Annotated in this window: 18 protein-coding genes; 12 read left to right on the plus strand and 6 right to left on the minus strand. The window is 44.3% G+C overall.

Going from position 1 to position 16,927, the window contains the following annotated elements; genetic code table 11:
* From RSK81_RS10505 to RSK81_RS10540, 8 genes are all read left to right on the plus strand, one after another.
* The gene (locus RSK81_RS10505; RefSeq protein ID WP_009659590.1) at positions 1-615 is read left to right on the plus strand and encodes an alpha/beta fold hydrolase; all 615 of its coding nucleotides are present in this window, start codon (positions 1-3) and stop codon (positions 613-615) included.
* Positions 616-748: 133 nt separating this feature from the next.
* Entirely contained in the window at positions 749-1,657 is a 909-nt protein-coding gene (locus RSK81_RS10510) for an ATP-binding cassette domain-containing protein (protein ID WP_004188684.1), read from the plus strand.
* Between the two features lie 16 nt (positions 1,658-1,673).
* Complete coding sequence (locus RSK81_RS10515) at positions 1,674-2,432, plus strand: ABC transporter permease (RefSeq protein ID WP_125410746.1); 759 nt, start codon at positions 1,674-1,676, stop codon at positions 2,430-2,432.
* 38 nt (positions 2,433-2,470) lie between these two features.
* Complete coding sequence (locus tag RSK81_RS10520) at positions 2,471-3,163, plus strand: ABC transporter permease (protein ID WP_125410747.1); 693 nt, start codon at positions 2,471-2,473, stop codon at positions 3,161-3,163.
* Positions 3,164-3,305: 142 nt separating this feature from the next.
* Positions 3,306-4,214, plus strand: coding sequence for an ABC transporter ATP-binding protein (locus RSK81_RS10525; RefSeq protein ID WP_315686742.1), 909 nt, complete (start codon positions 3,306-3,308; stop codon positions 4,212-4,214).
* A 12-nt stretch (positions 4,215-4,226) separates the two neighbouring features.
* Positions 4,227-4,922, plus strand: a complete 696-nt coding sequence (locus tag RSK81_RS10530) for a lantibiotic ABC transporter permease (protein WP_125402290.1) — start codon at positions 4,227-4,229, stop codon at positions 4,920-4,922.
* A gap of 145 nt (positions 4,923-5,067) precedes the next feature.
* The gene (locus RSK81_RS10535; RefSeq protein ID WP_009659733.1) at positions 5,068-6,000 is read left to right on the plus strand and encodes an ABC transporter ATP-binding protein; all 933 of its coding nucleotides are present in this window, start codon (positions 5,068-5,070) and stop codon (positions 5,998-6,000) included.
* Positions 5,993-6,715, plus strand: a complete 723-nt coding sequence (locus tag RSK81_RS10540) for a lantibiotic ABC transporter permease (RefSeq protein ID WP_002907252.1) — start codon at positions 5,993-5,995, stop codon at positions 6,713-6,715. Before RSK81_RS10535 ends, RSK81_RS10540 begins: the two co-directional genes overlap by 8 nt.
* Positions 6,716-6,825: 110 nt before the next feature.
* On the opposite strand, the gene RSK81_RS10545 is transcribed toward RSK81_RS10540, so the two are convergent.
* The 6 genes from RSK81_RS10545 to RSK81_RS10570 form a co-directional block, all read right to left on the minus strand.
* Entirely contained in the window at positions 6,826-7,443 is a 618-nt protein-coding gene (locus RSK81_RS10545) for a helix-turn-helix transcriptional regulator (protein WP_315686744.1), read from the minus strand.
* A 109-nt stretch (positions 7,444-7,552) separates the two neighbouring features.
* The gene (locus RSK81_RS10550) at positions 7,553-8,386 is read right to left on the minus strand and encodes a CPBP family intramembrane glutamic endopeptidase (protein WP_315686745.1); all 834 of its coding nucleotides are present in this window, start codon (positions 8,384-8,386) and stop codon (positions 7,553-7,555) included.
* 454 nt (positions 8,387-8,840) lie between these two features.
* On the minus strand, positions 8,841-9,716 hold the full coding sequence (locus RSK81_RS10555) for a HAMP domain-containing sensor histidine kinase (RefSeq protein WP_315686746.1): 876 nt from the start codon (positions 9,714-9,716) through the stop codon (positions 8,841-8,843).
* A 1-nt stretch (position 9,717) separates the two neighbouring features.
* Positions 9,718-10,398, minus strand: a complete 681-nt coding sequence (locus tag RSK81_RS10560; RefSeq protein ID WP_002896543.1) for a response regulator transcription factor — start codon at positions 10,396-10,398, stop codon at positions 9,718-9,720.
* 280 nt (positions 10,399-10,678) lie between these two features.
* Positions 10,679-12,118, minus strand: a complete 1,440-nt coding sequence (locus RSK81_RS10565) for a 6-phospho-beta-glucosidase (RefSeq protein WP_002910631.1) — start codon at positions 12,116-12,118, stop codon at positions 10,679-10,681.
* Positions 12,119-12,347: 229 nt separating this feature from the next.
* A complete protein-coding gene (locus RSK81_RS10570; protein ID WP_315686747.1) occupies positions 12,348-13,583 on the minus strand; it encodes a DUF3592 domain-containing protein in 1,236 nt (411 codons plus the stop codon).
* Between the two features lie 245 nt (positions 13,584-13,828).
* Between RSK81_RS10570 and RSK81_RS10575 the strand changes: the two genes are divergently transcribed.
* The 4 genes from RSK81_RS10575 to RSK81_RS10590 all read left to right on the plus strand — a co-directional run bounded on the left by RSK81_RS10575 (position 13,829) and on the right by RSK81_RS10590 (position 16,868).
* Positions 13,829-14,509 (plus strand): amino acid ABC transporter permease, encoded by a 681-nt coding sequence (locus RSK81_RS10575; RefSeq protein WP_002910633.1) that lies wholly within the window; start codon positions 13,829-13,831, stop codon positions 14,507-14,509.
* On the plus strand, positions 14,469-15,146 hold the full coding sequence (locus RSK81_RS10580) for an amino acid ABC transporter permease (protein WP_315686748.1): 678 nt from the start codon (positions 14,469-14,471) through the stop codon (positions 15,144-15,146). Before RSK81_RS10575 ends, RSK81_RS10580 begins: the two co-directional genes overlap by 41 nt.
* 8 nt (positions 15,147-15,154) lie before the next feature.
* A complete protein-coding gene (locus RSK81_RS10585) occupies positions 15,155-15,904 on the plus strand; it encodes an amino acid ABC transporter ATP-binding protein (protein WP_002926728.1) in 750 nt (249 codons plus the stop codon).
* A gap of 88 nt (positions 15,905-15,992) precedes the next feature.
* Positions 15,993-16,868 carry a cysteine ABC transporter substrate-binding protein gene (locus RSK81_RS10590; protein WP_002926729.1) on the plus strand — a complete coding sequence of 292 codons (876 nt, stop codon included), beginning with the start codon at positions 15,993-15,995 and terminating at the stop codon, positions 16,866-16,868.
* The last annotated feature ends 59 nt before the right edge of the window (positions 16,869-16,927 follow it).

Consider the following 16,927-nt stretch of genomic DNA (forward strand, 5'->3'; position numbering starts at 1 on the left):
ATGAAAGTTATCTTTCTGCACGGACTAGGGCAAGACGAGCGTTCTTGGAAGAAAGTTCAAGAAGCCCTAGTCAATGTCCCAACGGAGTCGCTAGCTCTTTTTCCAAGGGGAAATGAAAGCTACCAAGAAATTCGACAAGCAACCCTCCAGCACCTTCAGACCCAAGAACAGCCATTTATCTTAGTCGGTTTGTCACTCGGTGGCTTGCTGGCACTGGACCTAGCTGACCAAGCTCTTACTCATCTGAAGGGTTTGATTTTATCCGGGACTCAATACAATTTAGCAGATAATTTTCTCTACAGACTGCAGATTCTTGTCTTTAAACTGATTCCCAAAAGAGTCTTCACCAAGCAAGGAGCCGATAAGGACCAGATGATACGGATTTTGACCGAACTGCGTAAGGTAAATCTTACTGATAAGGTAAAGAAAATCAAGCGCCCCAGCCTGCTTGTTTGCGGCAGCAAAGACAAGCCCAATCTAAAAGCTGCCTACAAACTTAACAAGCTGCTGAAAAATTCTCAGCTTTGCATTATAGAAAAGGGCGGCCATACTCTGAATAGCCAAGCGCCCGAAGCATTTGCTCAAATAATAGAGAAATTCCTAGATGAGTTCTGACCCTTTTACATGACAAACCAAAAACTTTAGAAATATTTGAGAAATTCTTTAGAAATATTTGAAAGTTTGGCGCTATACTAGTTAATAAGAAGGGGAGTTTTCTCTCCTAACATCATGAAAAGGAGAATTGATCATGGAAAATGTTTTGGTTTTACAGCAAGTCAGCAAAAAATTCGGCCGGCAGTACGCTCTGACCGATGTGAGTCTGACGATAAAAAAAGGAGATATTTATGGTTTGATTGGCAAGAACGGGGCCGGAAAAACCACCCTGATTAAGGTCATTACCCAGCTCTTGGAAGCAAGCAATGGCAATGTCTCCCTCTTTGGCTCTCAGAACTATCAAGAATGGACGCAAAGTCTCAAACGGGTCGGTTCGGTTATCGAAACACCGGTTGCTCACAACCACCTGACAGCCTATGAAAATCTAAACTACTACTGCAAGCTCCGCCATATTCCCCATGCGGACAAGGTCATCCGTGAAACCTTGGAATACGTGGACTTGACAGATACCGGCAAGAAGAAATTCCGCGACTTCTCACTCGGGATGAAACAGCGGCTGGGTCTGGCTATTGCGCTGCTTACCAGACCTGACCTGATGATACTGGACGAGCCTATCAATGGCCTGGATCCGGTCGGCATCAAGGAATTCCGACAGCTGGTACAGCGGCTCAACGAAGAGTTGGGCATGACCTTTATCATCTCCAGCCATATCCTGTCTGAACTCTACTTGGTTGGTACCCAATTCGGCATTATCGAGGAAGGACGATTGATTCGTGAGATTTCAAAAGCGGAGTTTGAAGAACAGAGCGAAGACTATATCGTGCTTAAAACGTCACAGTTGGAAGAAGCCAGCCGGCTAATCCATGACCAGCTCATGCATCGTATCAAGGTGGTCAATGCTTCTGACGAGATTCATATCTTCACCCATTCGCATGAGATTAGCAAGATTGTCAAGGAACTTGCGGCTGCAGATATACCGGTGCAGGAGATTTACTATGCACGACAAAACCTAGAAAACTTCTTTACAGACTTGGTCGAATGAAAAAGGGAGGCTTATCATGATGGATTTCATTAGAGCCGATTTTTACCGGCTCATGCGCTCAAAAGGCTTTTGGATTACTGAGTTTTTACTATTCTGTGCGATTATCTCAACAACCTTCTTCCATGCAAATATTCATTTTGGAGCAAATATCTCCAGCAATGCGGCTGCTAGTCAATCTCTAGGAAAATTAACCGGCCTTCAAGCTCTGGACTATTTTGCAGGCAATACAGACAGTCTACTCTTTTTCACCATCATTGGTCTCAGTATGGTCCTTGGAGTAGATCTGTCTCGGAAACTGTATAAAAACTGCCTGAGCTACGGCATCTCTAAGCTCAGCTATTATTTTTCTAAATTCTTTGTCTGCGTTAGCATCGCAGCCTTTCACTTCCTGATGATTTTATCTATCTCCTTTGTGACCGCTAGTCTATCCAACGGAATTGGAAGTGCCCCCAGCTCTTTTTTGCCTCAGCTGGGAGCTGCTCTCTTCGTTCAATTTCTCAGCACGATTACATGGATTGCCATCATTTCTTTTGTACTCTATGCCAGCCACTCGATTGTATCTATCTTTCTGACCTATTTCCTTGGCGGTACCTTACTGACTATTCCCCTCATCTTTTACCCTGACAATGAATGGCTGCTCTATCTGACTCTGCGATTTAACACAGATATGGCAGCAGATAGCGGAGCTGTTATCAAGGCTATCCTGACAGTGGTAACGGTCACCCTGCTCTTTCTAGGTAGCGGGCTGATGGTTTTCAAAAAGAAAGATTTATAAAAAAACAGGAACAATCTTAATCATTCAGAGGAGATTTCATGTTACATACTATTCAGGCGGAGCTCTACCAGCTTGTCCGCTCCAAACCTTTTTGGCTAATAGAAGGGCTGCTCTTTTTTCTCATTTTCATCAGCTCTCTTGGTGAAAGAAACTTTAATTTTTATATCTCTACATCTTCTGATCCAGAAGAAATAGTCATCCAAGGTTGGACAGGATTTGAAGCTCTCGGGGAGCTTGCTAAAGATTTCCTGCCCTTTGTCATGATTACTGTCCTTGTACTCATCATCTTTCTATTAGGTCGTGACCTGACTAGAAAACTATACAACAATATATTAGCTGGCGGGATTTCTCGGAAAGAATTTTACTTATCCAAAATAGCTCTTCTTGTCATAATTATCATCTTTCAACTAGTAACAGCCTTTACTGTAGCCTTTATCTTTGGAAGCCTCTTCCATGGACTTGGGACTATGCCAAAGAACTTTTTCTGGAGCTTTTCCTTGTCTTTCTTTCGCTCCCTTCTCTTTATTATGACCTGCAGTTCCGTAGTTACCTGTCTTCTCTACCTGACCCGCTCCACCCTAGCCAGCTATCTCGTCTTTTTCGCCCTGATTATGCTTCAGTCTAGCCTCGTCATCGTTTTCCCCCAGATAAATTCTGAACTATTCTTATTCCTTATCTTAGCTGGTTCTCTCTTAGGTGGTTACCAAGCCTTTCAGCACAGAGACTTATAAATTTAAGCAGTCAGCCCTTTGACTGCTTTTTTATTGCTTTTGGTTGTTCTGCATTTCTTTAGAAATATTTTAGAATTTCTTGAGAAATATTTGAAATTTAGTTTGTATACTTTAGTTAAACCTAAGAAAGCGAGAATATACCATGCAAACTGTTTTAGAAGTAAAGCAAGTTACCAAACAATATGGTCAGCAATATGCCCTCGATCATGTGAGTCTTTCGATTCAGAAAGGCGATATTTATGGACTGATTGGCAAGAACGGAGCTGGTAAGACCACTCTTCTCAAGACCATTAGCCGGCTCATTCATGCCAACAGCGGAACCGTGTCTGTCTTTGGTTCGCAAAACTCTAAGGAATGGAATGAAGCCCTGCGCAAAATAGGAACCGTCATCGAAACACCAGTCGCTTACAATCAGATGACTGCTTATCAAAACCTCAACTACTACTGCAAGGTCCATCAGATTGCCCAGTCCGACCAGCTCATCAAGAAAACCCTGGCCTATGTCGGACTGAGCAATACTGGTAAAAAGAAATTCCGCAACTTTTCGCTAGGAATGAAGCAGCGCTTGGGAATCGCTATTGCCCTTATCAGCAAGCCTGAACTTATGATTTTAGATGAGCCCATAAATGGCCTCGATCCGCTTGGCATCAAGGAATTTCGACTGATGATTCAGCGACTCAATCAAGAACTGGGAATCACTTTTATTATTTCCAGCCACATCTTGTCCGAGCTTTATCTGGTAGCCACCAAGTTTGGAGTGATTGACCAAGGACAGCTTGTCGCAGAATTCACCAAAGATGACTTTGACCGAGCCAGCGAAGATTATATCGTCCTCAAGACTAGCGATAAAGAACAGGCTGCCAATCTCATCCAAGGCAAGCTCCACTATCAGCTCAAGGACGCCGATAAATCTGACGAACTGCACATTGTCGCCCAAGAGCAGGAACTAAATGACATCAACAGGGAGTTGGTTCTATCCAACATTCATGTCAATGGTATCTATGCAGCTCACAAAGATTTAGAAAAATACTTTACAGATTTAGTCCAGTAAGGAGAAAAAACCATGTTACATACTTTTCAAGCAGATTTTTACCGTTTCTTTCGTTCCAAGGCTGTTTGGATTACCGAATTCATCTTTCTACTGACGACCTTGAGCGCAGTCTTTGGCAAATTAAATGCCGTCCAGCTTATACAAGCGGTGTCCAACGCTATCGGTAATAATACATTTATCATCATTATCCTCTCTATGGTCGTCATCGGGACAGATCTGAACAAGCAGCTTTACAAGAATACATTAACCAGCGGTGTTTCCCGTACCAGTTTCTTCGTCTCTAAAGCCCTAGTCATGGTCTGCGTAACGTTCCTGCAGTTGGCTCTCTATTATAGCATCAACTTTATCTTAGCGGCCATTCTAAACGGTATTGGTGATTTATCTGCCACCTTCCTGCTTCAGTTTATTCTTCTATTCTTTGTGCAGTGCCTGACTGTCATTGCTTGGACAGCTATTATCTCCTTTATTCTTTATCTGAGTAAATCTATGATTGCTGCTCTGGGAGGTTACCTTTTCTGCGCATCCTTAACCGGAGCTCTTGCTCAATTTTATCCCAAATCTTTATGGCTGCAGCATTTAACCATGAGCTTTGATTTTGAGACACTTCAAAGCAACGGTGTAACCTTAAGAATTGTTCTAATCGCCTTGTTTTTGGGGACCGTCTTCACAGCAGCAAGCCTCTATACTTTCCATAAAAAGGATTTATAGTAGAAAATGAGCTAGTTCTTGACTGGCTCATTTTAATCTCTTCAATTACATATTTCTTTAGAAATATTTTAGAATTTCTTGAGAAATATTTGATAATTAGTTTGTATAATAAAAGTATAAACAAAGTAATTAAAGGAGAAACATCATGCAAAATGTTTTAGAAGTGAAAGGACTCACTAAAAAATACGGTGATCAATATGCTCTGAAAGACGTCAGTCTTTCCATCAAGAAAGGAGAGATCTACGGTCTCATCGGAAAAAACGGTGCTGGTAAGACCACACTGATCAAAATCATCACTCAAGTCATCTATCCTAGCGGAGGGTCCGTGTCTGTCCTGGGCTCTCAGAACCAACAAGAATGGACCAAGGCCCTCAGCCATACTGGATCTGTTATCGAGACCCCTGTAGCTCATGCCCACATGTCGGCCTATGAAAATCTGCGCTACTACTGTACCGACCGGGGCATTCCAAATGCTGACAAAGTCATCAAAGAAACCCTGCAATATGTCGGCCTGACCGATACTGGAAAGAAAAAATTCCGCAATTTCTCTCTAGGGATGAAACAGCGGTTGGGCATTGCCATTGCCATTTTGGGGCGTCCCGACTTGCTCATTCTGGACGAGCCCATCAATGGTTTAGATCCAGTTGGGATTCAGGAATTTAGAGAAATGGTCAAGCGCCTCAATCAAGAATTAGGCATCACCATCATCATTTCCAGCCATATCCTGTCCGAGCTTTATCTAGTAGCAACTCGCTTTGGCTTTATCAATCAAGGGCATTTCATCAAGGAGCTGTCTAAGGAAGAATTTGACCGAGAAAGCGGCGACTATATCATCCTCAAAACGGATAATATCAAGCAAGCTGCTCATTTAGTGCAAGACAAGCTAGGCTACCAGCTCAGACCGACCAACAAGGAAGATGAGCTGCATATTTCCGGTAAGGTACAAGAAATTCGCAAGATTGCCAAGGAATTAGTCCTAGCCGACATCCCAATCGGGGAAATCTACTACGCCCACAAAGACTTAGAAAAATACTTTACAGACTTAATCAACCAACAAGGAGGAAACACTCATGTTTAATAGTATCAAGGCGGATTACTACCGTCTCTTCCGCTCCGTAGGATTCTGGGGAGTCCAGGCTTTCTGCATCTTTGGAATTCTCCTCGCCATTTTCACTTCCCAAGTCGCCATTTCCGACAACGGTATCTTTTTTGCCATAGATGTCGTCTCCTACAACATCGGCATGCTCTTTATTGCCTGCAATGTCATGACTAGCTTGCTTCTCGGTGTTGATCTCAATGACAAACTTTATCACAATAACCTGACTACAGGCAAGACTCGGACCCAGTATTACTTCTCTAAAGCACTGGTTATCGCTAGCTTACTTCCTATGCAGTTCATACTGCTCTACATTTTAGGTATTGTCATCGAATTTGTCCGAACCGGCGGTAATATGGGAACCCTGCCAGCTAATTTCTGGGGACAATTCGCAATACTCTTTGTCATGCAGGTCATCTGTACCTATGCTTGGTACTGCATTACCAGCTTTGTCCTCTACTTGACTCGAAACTATAGTGTCGTCTTTATCACCTATATCATGACCTACATCTTACTCGGTCTCCCTAGTCAAATGGTCGATGCCAATAATGAATGGTTCAAGGCTATCAAGATGGAGTTCTTCTACGGAGACGCTTCAATACCAGGTGTCATCACCAAAACAGCTATCTTTGCTCTCAGTCTGATCACGGTCTTTAGCTTAGCAGGACTGGCTACACTGAAGAAGAGAGATTTGTAAAATAAAAACTCAGCTAATCACTAAATTAGCTGAGTTTTTTTGAGCGGATTTTAATTGGATGATGAGCGGATTTCACCCTTTCTGGTCTAGCCGGCTTTATCGGCTTTCTTTCACTGCTTCCAATCTTGCTTTTTAAAGAACAAACTGATACAGACTCCTAGGATAAGGTAGAAAGTGACAAAGGCAAGGCTGGCTGCCAGACTGGTCGGATATGGAAAGATCTTGCCCAGAGGAAAAAGAACATTAGATAGAAATCCGAGGGGAACAAAGAGCAAGAATAAAATCAAGGCTAGCTTAACCTGAAAAGAAGGTCTTACCTCGGATAGATTGCGGCCCGTTCCCCACACCAGCAGCCCTACTCCCTGAACGATCAGCACCGGCGTTAGCAAGATACTGATCTTGAGAAAATCAGCTAGGATAATGGAGAGGATGATGCCCAGACCGACAAAGCCAAGAGAGAGCTGATAGCAAATATTGCTGGCTATCCTCCTGTGCTTGATTGACTGCTCTTCCTCTTTCTGGACTACAGGCTCAATTCCCTTGAGCAGATAGTCTGTGGTCACCTCAAAATAGTCACTCATGGAAATGATCTTATCCAAATCAGGCATACTCTGCTCGCTCTCCCACTTGGAAACGGCCTGTCTAGACACACCGAGTTGTTCGGCTAGTCCCTCCTGAGAAATGCCCCGCACTTTCCGCAGGTACTGGATTCTGTCTGATAGATTCATGGATTATTTTACCTATTCTTTCTTATTTTTTATACTTTCTTTCATTGACACTTATTATAGCACAAGGCGGAGAGACTGCAAAGTCTGATTGTCATCTCTTCATAAAATGCTAGACTTCTTCTTTAGATGGAAGTGCTTTTTCCTCCCTATCCGTCCGATACCAGAGATAGATACTATAAAGTGTCAGGAGAATCACACCTCCAAAGTAAAAGAAGGGATTGACTTGAGAGAAATCCAATTGATTGTTAGCTTGAGCTATGCCAACAAAAGTCGGGATGAGGGTGTTGGAGAGCGCATGAAAGATGTTACAAGCAAGGGCAGACTGGGTCTTCTTATAAAGTGCAGCAAGCCAGAAAGAGAGAAAGATACTGAAAATGATAAAAACTGAGAAAAGATCCTGGCTTCGATCATAAAAGCGATCGTAAAACCAGAGAGGAATATGCCAGATGGCCCAAATAATACCGGTCATCAAGGTAGAGACAAAAAAAGAAAACTTTTTCTCCAAGGCCGGCTGTAGAAAGCCGCGCCAGCCGAATTCTTCAATCCCGCCCGATAGGACAATACAATAGATAAAAAACCAAGGAAAGCTTACTAAAGCGCCGTCTACCAGCTTGCCGCCAGAAGCTAGGGCATAGAAGGTGGTCAGACCGCCACCATAGATTAGCAAGTAGAGCCAGGTCTCTTTCTTGCCTGAAAAGAGATAGGAGCAAATGGCCTTGAAGCCTTTCTTTTTCAGTACGATTAGGCTGGCCAGCATAGGCCCAAACATAGCAATACCATTTAGAATAGCTTCAAGAGCTAGATAGGCTGTAGGTGGACTGTCTGGCCAAAGGTTTTTGAGGATAATGTCCAGCAGCCAGAATCCCCATGTCCAGCCGAAGTTCCAAGCTAGGAACGGCAAAATTAGTTTTGGTTGTGGTTTGATAGTTGTTTCTGTATTCATGAGAATACCTCCTTATAATATAATTAAACTCAAGTTTTTAATCCAAATCTTCAAATACAGCGACTCGTTCATTCCGAAATCAAAAACTTGGCTTCTGCTTTCAGATTAACAAAAAAGCCAGTTGCCTTTCTAGCGACTGGACTTGGAATAAAGAAAAAATCTAGTTGCTTTTTGGGGGATTGAACTTGGAATCTTTGTCAACTGTCAGTTGCAAGTCAGTTATATCAAGGGTTTAGAGTAGTTGGCTGATTTTTCACCTTGACCGGTAAAATGACCTTTCTAGGATAATTGGCTTTTCAAACCACAAAACAAAAAGGCATATTTATCATGCCTTTCTTCGACTTAATCTAAAAATAAACCTCCGCCAATTCGAAAATTAACTGAGGTTTTTGAGCGGATTTTGAGGCTAGCTGATAGAGCTGAGCCTTCCTTATTTTGCTTTTTCAAGTCTTTTTTACAAAGTCACAACTAGTTCAAACCAGTCGTCCTCAGCTTTCATTGTCAAGTCCCCGCCTAGGATTTCGACTAACTGCTGGGTGATGTAGAGCCCCAGACCAGAAGACTCCTCGCTGCTGGATAGGTTTTCTGAGTAAAAGCGATTAGTCAGCTTATCCAGATATTGGATAGGCTGCTGGACGATATTTTTAACGGTAAAGATACAGTGCTCGCCGTCTTTTTTCAGAGAAATGCTAGCAGCCTTACGGCCGTGCTTGAGGACATTGCTTATCATATTTTGGACAATGCGCTCTAGAATTTCTGGGTCTGTCTCTAACTCTAGACCTTCAGCTAACTCTACCTGCAGGTCAATCTGAGCTTTCTGGAAGGCATCATAATAAGTAAAAAGCTGCTGGGTTACCAGCTGAGATATATCTGTCGGCTGGACATTGGCCCGAATGGCTCCCTCCATCAGCCGGCGGTACTCCATCAAGGCTTCCAGCCGTTTGGATACCATTCCCAGACTATCTGCAATTTTGACTAGCTGCTGACTTTCCTGACTATCATCCTTCAGCAGCTGCTGGGTATAGCCGCTAGCAATGGTCAGAGGGGTGCGGATATCATGGGCAATATTACTGATAGCCATATCCAGTGTCTTCTTTTCCTGCTGGACAACAAAGGTCGTCTTATCTAGCTCCCGAAAGAGCATCTCTGCTTCCTCTGTCAGCTCCAAAATACTAGGTGCATGGGCAGCAGGAGCCAGACGATTCTGGCTCCCTGTCTGCCGCTTCAAACGAATCTGCTGCGCCACATCCTTGACCGCCAGATGATAGCGTATGAAACCAATGGTCAGAAACAGACTGATAAGGGCAAATAAAATGACTAACACCAACATATCAGTCCTCCTTGAGCCGGACACCCAGTCCCCAAACAGTCTCTATGTATTCCTCTGTTGGGTCCAACTGAGCCAGTTTCTTACGTAGATTGCTGAGGTGGGTATTCAGGGTATTATCCCCAGGCAGATAGCTCTCTTCCCAGACCTGCTCAAAGAGCTCTTCCTTGGTGTAGATCTTCTTGGGATGACGGAGCAAGAGCTGGAGGATATGATATTCTTTCTTACTCAAACGGACGCTTTTCTCTCCACAAACCGCCTCAAAGGTAGCCTTGAGCAGACGGATATTTTTAAAGGACTGGCCTTCTTCCTCGCCAGTCAAAGCCTGCTGGCTGCGCAGCTGCACGGTGATACGGGCAAAAACCTCATCCAGATTGAAAGGTTTGACGATATAATCATTAGCACCATTCAGCAGGTACTGGCTAACCAGCGCTTTCTCCCCAAGAGCCGTCAGCATAACCACGGGCACCGTAGCATTGCTGCTGCGAATTTCCCTCAACACTTCATCACCGTTCTTACCCGGCAGCATGATGTCCAGAAGGACCAAATCAATCTCCTCCCGCTCAAACAGCGAAATGCCCTCTGTCCCCGAATAGGCAGAATAAACCGTGTGTTCCTTCTGAAAAAGTTCTTTTAGAATTTCATGAATATCACTATTGTCTTCGATGAGTAAAATATGAGCCATAAACACTCGCCTCCAGAGATTTCCTATCACTAGTGTAGCAAGGATAAGAGGCTAAGTCAATAAAAGATGGATTATTCGAAAAACTTTAGAAATATTTTAGAATTACTTGAAGGATATTTGAGAATCGGACTTTAAAATAGAAAGAAATAAGAAATGTATATGCTATAAAAAGGAGGCTCAATATGTTTAAAATTTTTTGCAAAATCGTTTTTAGAAGTATTACTTTCGCCCTTGAGGGCTAAGGAAAAAAAGCTGAGACATTCATATCTCAGCCTTTTTTCTATTTCACAGATTCTCCGTTAGTCGCGATGACTTCCTTGTACCAGTCAAAGGATTTTTTCTTGGAACGTTTGAGTGTTCCCTTTCCTTCATTGTCCCGGTCCACGTAGATAAAGCCATAGCGCTTCTTCATCTCGCCAGTGCCGGCTGATACTAGGTCGATACAGCCCCAGGTCGTGTAGCCCCAAAGCACCACGCCGTCCTCATTGATGGCTTCACGCATGGCCTTGACATGGGCCGCCAAGTAGTCAATCCGGTAGTCATCAGCCACATAGCCATTTTCATCCGGAGTATCCACTGCACCCAGACCATTTTCCACAATAAACATGGGCTTTTGATAGCGATCCCAGATGGTATTTAGCGTAATGCGCAAGCCCAGCGGATCAATCTGCCAGCCCCACTCAGAAGCTTCCAAATAAGGGTTTTTGAGAGAAGCAAAGATATTGCCCTCGGTCAGCTCATTAACCTTAGGATCTCCCGAAGCTACCCGGCTAGAGTAGTATGAGAAGGAAATGAAGTCCACCGTATGCTCCTTGAGCAGCTGCAGGTCTTCTTCTGTCATCTCGACAGTGATACCCTCGCGCTCCCAAGCTTTCTTGGCATAGTTAGGATATTCTCCACGCGCCTGCACGTCGATGAAGAAATAGTTTTTCCTGTCTTCCTCCATACCAGCCCATATATCGCGTGGATGACAGGTATTAGGATAATTTTGACCCGCCGCTAACATACAGCCGACCTTATTTTCCGGATCAATCTCATGAGCCAGCTTGGTAGCAATAGCTGAGGCAACCAGCTCATGATGGGCCGCTTGGTACTTGACCTGCTCTTCATTTTCACCTTCTTCAAAGCAGAGCCCCGCCCCCATAAATGGTGCATGGAGGATCATGTTAATTTCATTGAAGGTCAGCCAGTACTTGACCAAGCCCTTGTAGCGGGTAAAGAGAGTACGGCAGAGACGCTCATAAAATTCCAGCATCTTACGGCTCCGCCAACCACCATACTCCTCAATCAAGTGCATGGGACAGTCAAAGTGAGTAATGGTCACCAAGGGCTCAATGCCGTACTTATGGCATTCCTTAAAGAGGTCTTCGTAAAATTTCAAGCCAGCTTCATTGGGCTCCATCTCATCCCCCTTAGGAAAAATCCGGCTCCAAGCAATGGACAGCCGATAGGTCTTAAAACCCATCTCACCAAAGAGGGCAATGTCCTCCTTGAAGCGATGGTACATATCAATGGCTTCCTTGGCTGGGTAGAAATAGCCATCCTCAAAGTCAAACATCTTTTTCTTACCTGTTATGATAGCCAGACGCTCCTCACCAATCGGCACCACATCTACATTGGCCAGCCCGCGACCATCCGCATCATAAGCACCCTCGCACTGGTTGGCAGCTGTCGCTCCGCCCCACAAGAAACCATCCGGAAAAGTCAGTTTTTCGGTCATCTTTTTGCCTCCTTATCAATTAAACGTTTTTCTTATATTATAATAAACAATCAGCAAATAAACTTCTAGCATCCTATGGAAAATTGATACTATTCCAAGTTCTATGGTGTCTGTGAGGTTCGGCATTTCCGATACTCTTCAGCTCATGTGGAGGCACCTCAAAGGAGGTCAAGACGGCAGGACGTCCAGTTGCTGGCCAATGAGGAGAGAGGTGGCATTAGGAGGGGGATCAACTAATCTGTATTTTATTTGTAATAGCATAGATATCATTGTCATCTATCAGGAACTGGCTATCATCATGAGGATCCACATAGACTGGGATAGGTCTAGGATTCTGGCTGTAAGAGATAAAATGATGTTCTCTTAAGGGAAGGCAAATGCTGGTTTGATAGGGCACTTGGTTAATATCAAATTCAAGCCAAATCTCATGCAACGGATTATACTCTCTAAACTGTTCAGCGGGGATAACATCGATAATATAGCCGTCATAGACAGGCCCTAGTCTTCTGGCTTGAGCGAGGCTAGCCTTCTTTATCCAAGCAGCAATCATTAGAGAGAGAATCTTGCCGACTAGCAATAGACTAAAGCCAGGCAAGAAGACTATATAAAAGAAATGACGGTCTTCACTAGAAGCACTCTGATAGGGATACTCAGGATTATAGGCAATAGGGATTTGACTTTGAATTTTGGGTTTTGTAAATCTACCGAGAACAGAATAGCCTTCATAAGCCACGCCGTCTACTTGATATTGGTAGATGCTATTATAAAGACTTAGTCCTCTTCCTCCTCTACTTCCTCCGGTTTCATACACATCATAGTCAATGACTTGAGCGGATGTAGTTTTCCAACCATAAAATACGGCTTTGAATTGCCCTGATGCAGTGATACAGATATAAGTGAGGGCTATCATAATCAGGCTTAGGTAGACTAAAGATACAATGGGATTCTCTTTACGAACTGTTCCCTCAACAATACTGATCCTTTTTGCAGCCTTAGGTTGCGACTTTGGCTCCTGTAGAGGATTAAAGGCCTGATAGAGGGAGCCGGCAGCAAATGCCATAAATAATAAGAATCCCAGCAATGGCATGAGTACAAGGACAGGGATGGGGATGTCATTCTTATATTGGCTCTGCTCAGGCGACTTGGGATTATAGAGAATGCTAATGGTTTGCCCAGACTTAGGCACTTCATATTGATAGATGTCTGAAATCCCCTGGTAGGTTTGGCCATCAACAATGTAGTGATAAATAGGGTAGTAAGCGGGCGTAGAGCGATTTTCCGGACTGGTCGTAAAATCGCTCACCTCAGCCGTTATGGTCTTCCACCCCTGAAATCGACTCTTATACCAATTAGTGGACGAGACATCTTTCAGCATCATGAACAGAAACGACAGCCCCACGAAACAGCTGAATAAAGCAAAGAGTAGTTTGTATAATTTGTTTGAAATAGTATTGTCTTTTGTCATATTATCCTATTATACCATAGGTCAGGGATTTTTAGCCTTTTTATACTCATCCAAAATCAAAGCGCAATTTTTTATAACCACCTTGGTTTAATCGAGCTCACAACTGAAATAACAAATTCCCAATCTGGCATTTCTCTTCAGACCAGTGATAGATTTTCCTTATCAGTGCGATAAAAAATACATATTACTAAAGGTCTGTTATCTATGCTAAACTAGGAACATCAAGTGTTTAAGGAGTGAGAGCCGTGAACTGGGACGTCGTCAGTGATTACTATCCCCTCTATCAAGAGGCCTTTCTTTTAACCATGTTCATAGCCTTTTGGGGAATTTTGGGATCAATTGCTGTCGGATTCTTAGTCAGTCTGATTCGCTTTTACAAGATTCCAGTTTTGAAGCCGCTAGCAACCGCCTATATCGAGTTTTCCCGCAATACGCCACTGTTGCTGCAGCTTTTCTTTCTCTACTTTGGCTTGCCTCGTGTTGGACTCGTTCTATCCTCTGAGGCTTGTGCGACGATTGGGCTAATCTTTCTGGGTGGTTCCTATATGGCTGAGTCTTTCCGAAGCGGCCTAGAAGCAGTCAGCCAAACGCAGAGGGAAGTCGGACTCTCTATCGGCCTACGACCAGTACAAGTCTTCTACTATGTCATCCTGCCTCAGGCTGCAGCTATTGCCCTGCCTTCCTTTAGTGCCAATGTCATCTTTTTAATCAAGGAAACCTCAGTATTTTCAGCTGTTGCCTTGGCAGACCTAATGTTTGTAGCTAAGGACTTGATTGGCCTTTACTACGAGACAGATACAGCTCTGCTCATGTTGGTCATTGCTTATCTGATTATTTTGCTGCCAATTTCACTTGGCTTTAGCTGGATAGAAAGGAGGCTGCGGCGTGCAGGATTCGGGCATTCAAGTTCTCTTTCAGGGGAATAATTTCTTACGTATCTTACAGGGGCTGGGCGTTACCATTGGTATTTCTATCCTCTCGGTCATCATCTCCCTTATCTTGGGAACTATTTTTGGCATCATCATGACCTCACACTCAAAAGTCGTGCGCTTTCTGTCCAGAGCCTATCTAGAGTTTATCCGCGTCATGCCTCAACTGGTTCTGCTCTTTCTGGTTTACTTTGGCCTAGCCAGAAACTTCAACATCAATATCTCTGGTGAGCTTTCAGCCATCATCGTCTTCTCTCTTTGGGGAACAGCGGAAATGGGAGACTTGGTACGAGGTGCCATTACTTCCCTGCCCAAGCATCAGTTTGAGAGCGGTCAGGCATTGGGACTGTCGCAGCGCCAGCTATATGTCTATATTATCATCCCGCAGGTACTGCGACGGCTTTTGCCGCAGGCGATTAATCTAATCACGCGGATGATTAAGACAACCTCACTCATCGTCCTTATCGGAGTCATTGAGGTTGTCAAGGTCGGCCAGCAGATCATTGACAGCAATCGTCTGTCTATCCCTTCTGCTGCTTTTTGGATTTATGGTTGCATTCTGCTGCTTTACTTCGCAGTCTGCTTTCCTATTTCTAAGCTGTCCTCTTATTTGGAAACCATCTGGAAGGAGTAACGGACACCATGTCGGAAATCATTTTAGAATTAAGGGACATTCGCAAGTCTTTCGGCAGTAATGCCATCCTTAAAGGCCTGTCTCTCTCTGTCCAAAAAGGAGAGGTCGTGGTCATCCTAGGATCATCTGGCTGCGGCAAGTCGACCCTACTTCGCTGTATCAACGGCCTTGAAAGCATCCAATCTGGAGATATTTTGCTAGACGGACAGTCCATCCTCAGCCAGAAAAAGGACTTCCATCTCGTTCGTCAGAAGATTGGCATGGTCTTTCAAAGCTATGAGCTCTTCCCCCATCTGGATGTTCTGCAAAATCTAATTCTTGGTCCCATAAAGGCTCAGGGGCGCAAGAAGGACGAGGTCATCAAGGAAGCTGAAAGCCTGCTAGAGCGGGTCGGCCTGGCTGATAAAAAGCATAGCTTTGCTCGCCAACTGTCTGGCGGCCAAAAGCAGCGGGTGGCAATCGTCCGTTCGCTCCTCATGCACCCAGAAATCATCCTTTTTGATGAGGTAACTGCCTCGCTGGATCCCGAGATGGTCCGCGAAGTGCTAGAGCTCATTAATGACCTAGCTGAAGAAGGCCGGACCATGCTGATTGTGACCCACGAAATGCAGTTCGCCCGTGCCATTGCCGATCGGATCATCTTCATGGACCAAGGTGGTATCCTCGAGGAAAATACCGCCCAGCAGTTCTTCAGCCAACCTAAAACCCAGCGAGCTCAGGAATTTCTCAATGTCTTTGACTTCAGCCAACTAGGCTGACAGTTATGCCTACCCCACCACTGATGTGACTGCTCTTTCGCGGTTCTGTGCTTTCTTCACATTCCCATATCTTATAAAGGAGTCTCTTATGAAATTATCTAAAACAATCTTTGCTTTAACAACCCTAACTCTGGCTTTCTTCCTTGTCGCTTGCGGCAGTTCCAGCAATAAAGATGCTGGTAACAAAGACGCAGCTTCCAGCAAAACGGTCAAGGCCCGCAGTCTTGAGGAAATTAAAAAGAGCGGCAAGCTCCGCATTGCGGTTTTTAGCGACAAGAAACCTTTCGGCTATGTAGATAACAACGGCAAATATCAAGGCTATGACATTTATCTAGGCGACCAGCTAGCCAAAGATTTGGGTGTTAAGCCAGAGTATGTGCCTGTAGATGCTGCTAACCGGGCCGAATACTTAATCTCCAACAAGGTCGATATTACCCTAGCCAACTTCACTGTCACAGATGAGCGGAAAAAACAAGTCGACTTCGCCCTGCCCTATATGAAAGTATCTCTCGGAGTCGTATCACCAAAGGGCTCTGTTATCACCAAGCCTGAGCAGTTGGAGGGTAAGACCCTAATCATCACCAAGGGAACCACGGCTGAAACCTACTTTGAAAAGAACTATCCGAATATCAAGCTGCAAAAGTATGATCAGTACAGCGATGCTTACCAAGCCCTGCTGGACGGCCGCGGCGACGCCTTTTCTACAGACAATACTGAAGTCCTAGCCTGGGCGCTGGAAAACAAAGGCTTTGAAGTCGGCATCACTTCGCTAGGTGATCCAGATACCATTGCCCCAGCTGTGCAGAAAGGCAATACCGAGCTACTCAACTATATCAACGACGAAATCAAGAAACTCGGCAAAGAAAACTTCTTCCACAAGGCCTATGAAGAAACTCTCCATCCAACATACGGCGAAGCTGCTAAGGCTGACGACCTAGTTGTTGAAGGCGGGGAAGTTAAATAAACCTGCTGATATAGAGCAAGAAGTTGGAAAAACTCAATTTCTATCCGAAATATAAGAAC

It is taken from the genome of Streptococcus sp. DTU_2020_1000888_1_SI_GRL_NUU_041A (genome assembly GCF_032387735.1).
Taxonomy (GTDB): domain Bacteria; phylum Bacillota; class Bacilli; order Lactobacillales; family Streptococcaceae; genus Streptococcus; species Streptococcus sanguinis.

Bases quoted from the DNA above. Each gene is read 5' to 3' on its own strand.
- RSK81_RS10505 (WP_009659590.1), top strand. From the start codon at position 1: ATGAAAGTTATCTTTCTGCACGGACTAGGGCAAGACGAGCGTTCTTGG.
- RSK81_RS10510 (WP_004188684.1), top strand. From the start codon at position 749: ATGGAAAATGTTTTGGTTTTACAGCAAGTCAGCAAAAAATTCGGCCGG.
- RSK81_RS10515 (WP_125410746.1), top strand. From the start codon at position 1,674: ATGATGGATTTCATTAGAGCCGATTTTTACCGGCTCATGCGCTCAAAA.
- RSK81_RS10520 (WP_125410747.1), top strand. From the start codon at position 2,471: ATGTTACATACTATTCAGGCGGAGCTCTACCAGCTTGTCCGCTCCAAA.
- RSK81_RS10525 (WP_315686742.1), top strand. From the start codon at position 3,306: ATGCAAACTGTTTTAGAAGTAAAGCAAGTTACCAAACAATATGGTCAG.
- RSK81_RS10530 (WP_125402290.1), top strand. From the start codon at position 4,227: ATGTTACATACTTTTCAAGCAGATTTTTACCGTTTCTTTCGTTCCAAG.
- RSK81_RS10535 (WP_009659733.1), top strand. From the start codon at position 5,068: ATGCAAAATGTTTTAGAAGTGAAAGGACTCACTAAAAAATACGGTGAT.
- RSK81_RS10540 (WP_002907252.1), top strand. From the start codon at position 5,993: ATGTTTAATAGTATCAAGGCGGATTACTACCGTCTCTTCCGCTCCGTA.
- RSK81_RS10545 (WP_315686744.1), bottom strand. From the start codon at position 7,443: ATGAATCTATCAGACAGAATCCAGTACCTGCGGAAAGTGCGGGGCATT.
- RSK81_RS10550 (WP_315686745.1), bottom strand. From the start codon at position 8,386: ATGAATACAGAAACAACTATCAAACCACAACCAAAACTAATTTTGCCG.
- RSK81_RS10555 (WP_315686746.1), bottom strand. From the start codon at position 9,716: ATGTTGGTGTTAGTCATTTTATTTGCCCTTATCAGTCTGTTTCTGACC.
- RSK81_RS10560 (WP_002896543.1), bottom strand. From the start codon at position 10,398: ATGGCTCATATTTTACTCATCGAAGACAATAGTGATATTCATGAAATT.
- RSK81_RS10565 (WP_002910631.1), bottom strand. From the start codon at position 12,118: ATGACCGAAAAACTGACTTTTCCGGATGGTTTCTTGTGGGGCGGAGCG.
- RSK81_RS10570 (WP_315686747.1), bottom strand. From the start codon at position 13,583: ATGACAAAAGACAATACTATTTCAAACAAATTATACAAACTACTCTTT.
- RSK81_RS10585 (WP_002926728.1), top strand. From the start codon at position 15,155: ATGTCGGAAATCATTTTAGAATTAAGGGACATTCGCAAGTCTTTCGGC.
- RSK81_RS10590 (WP_002926729.1), top strand. From the start codon at position 15,993: ATGAAATTATCTAAAACAATCTTTGCTTTAACAACCCTAACTCTGGCT.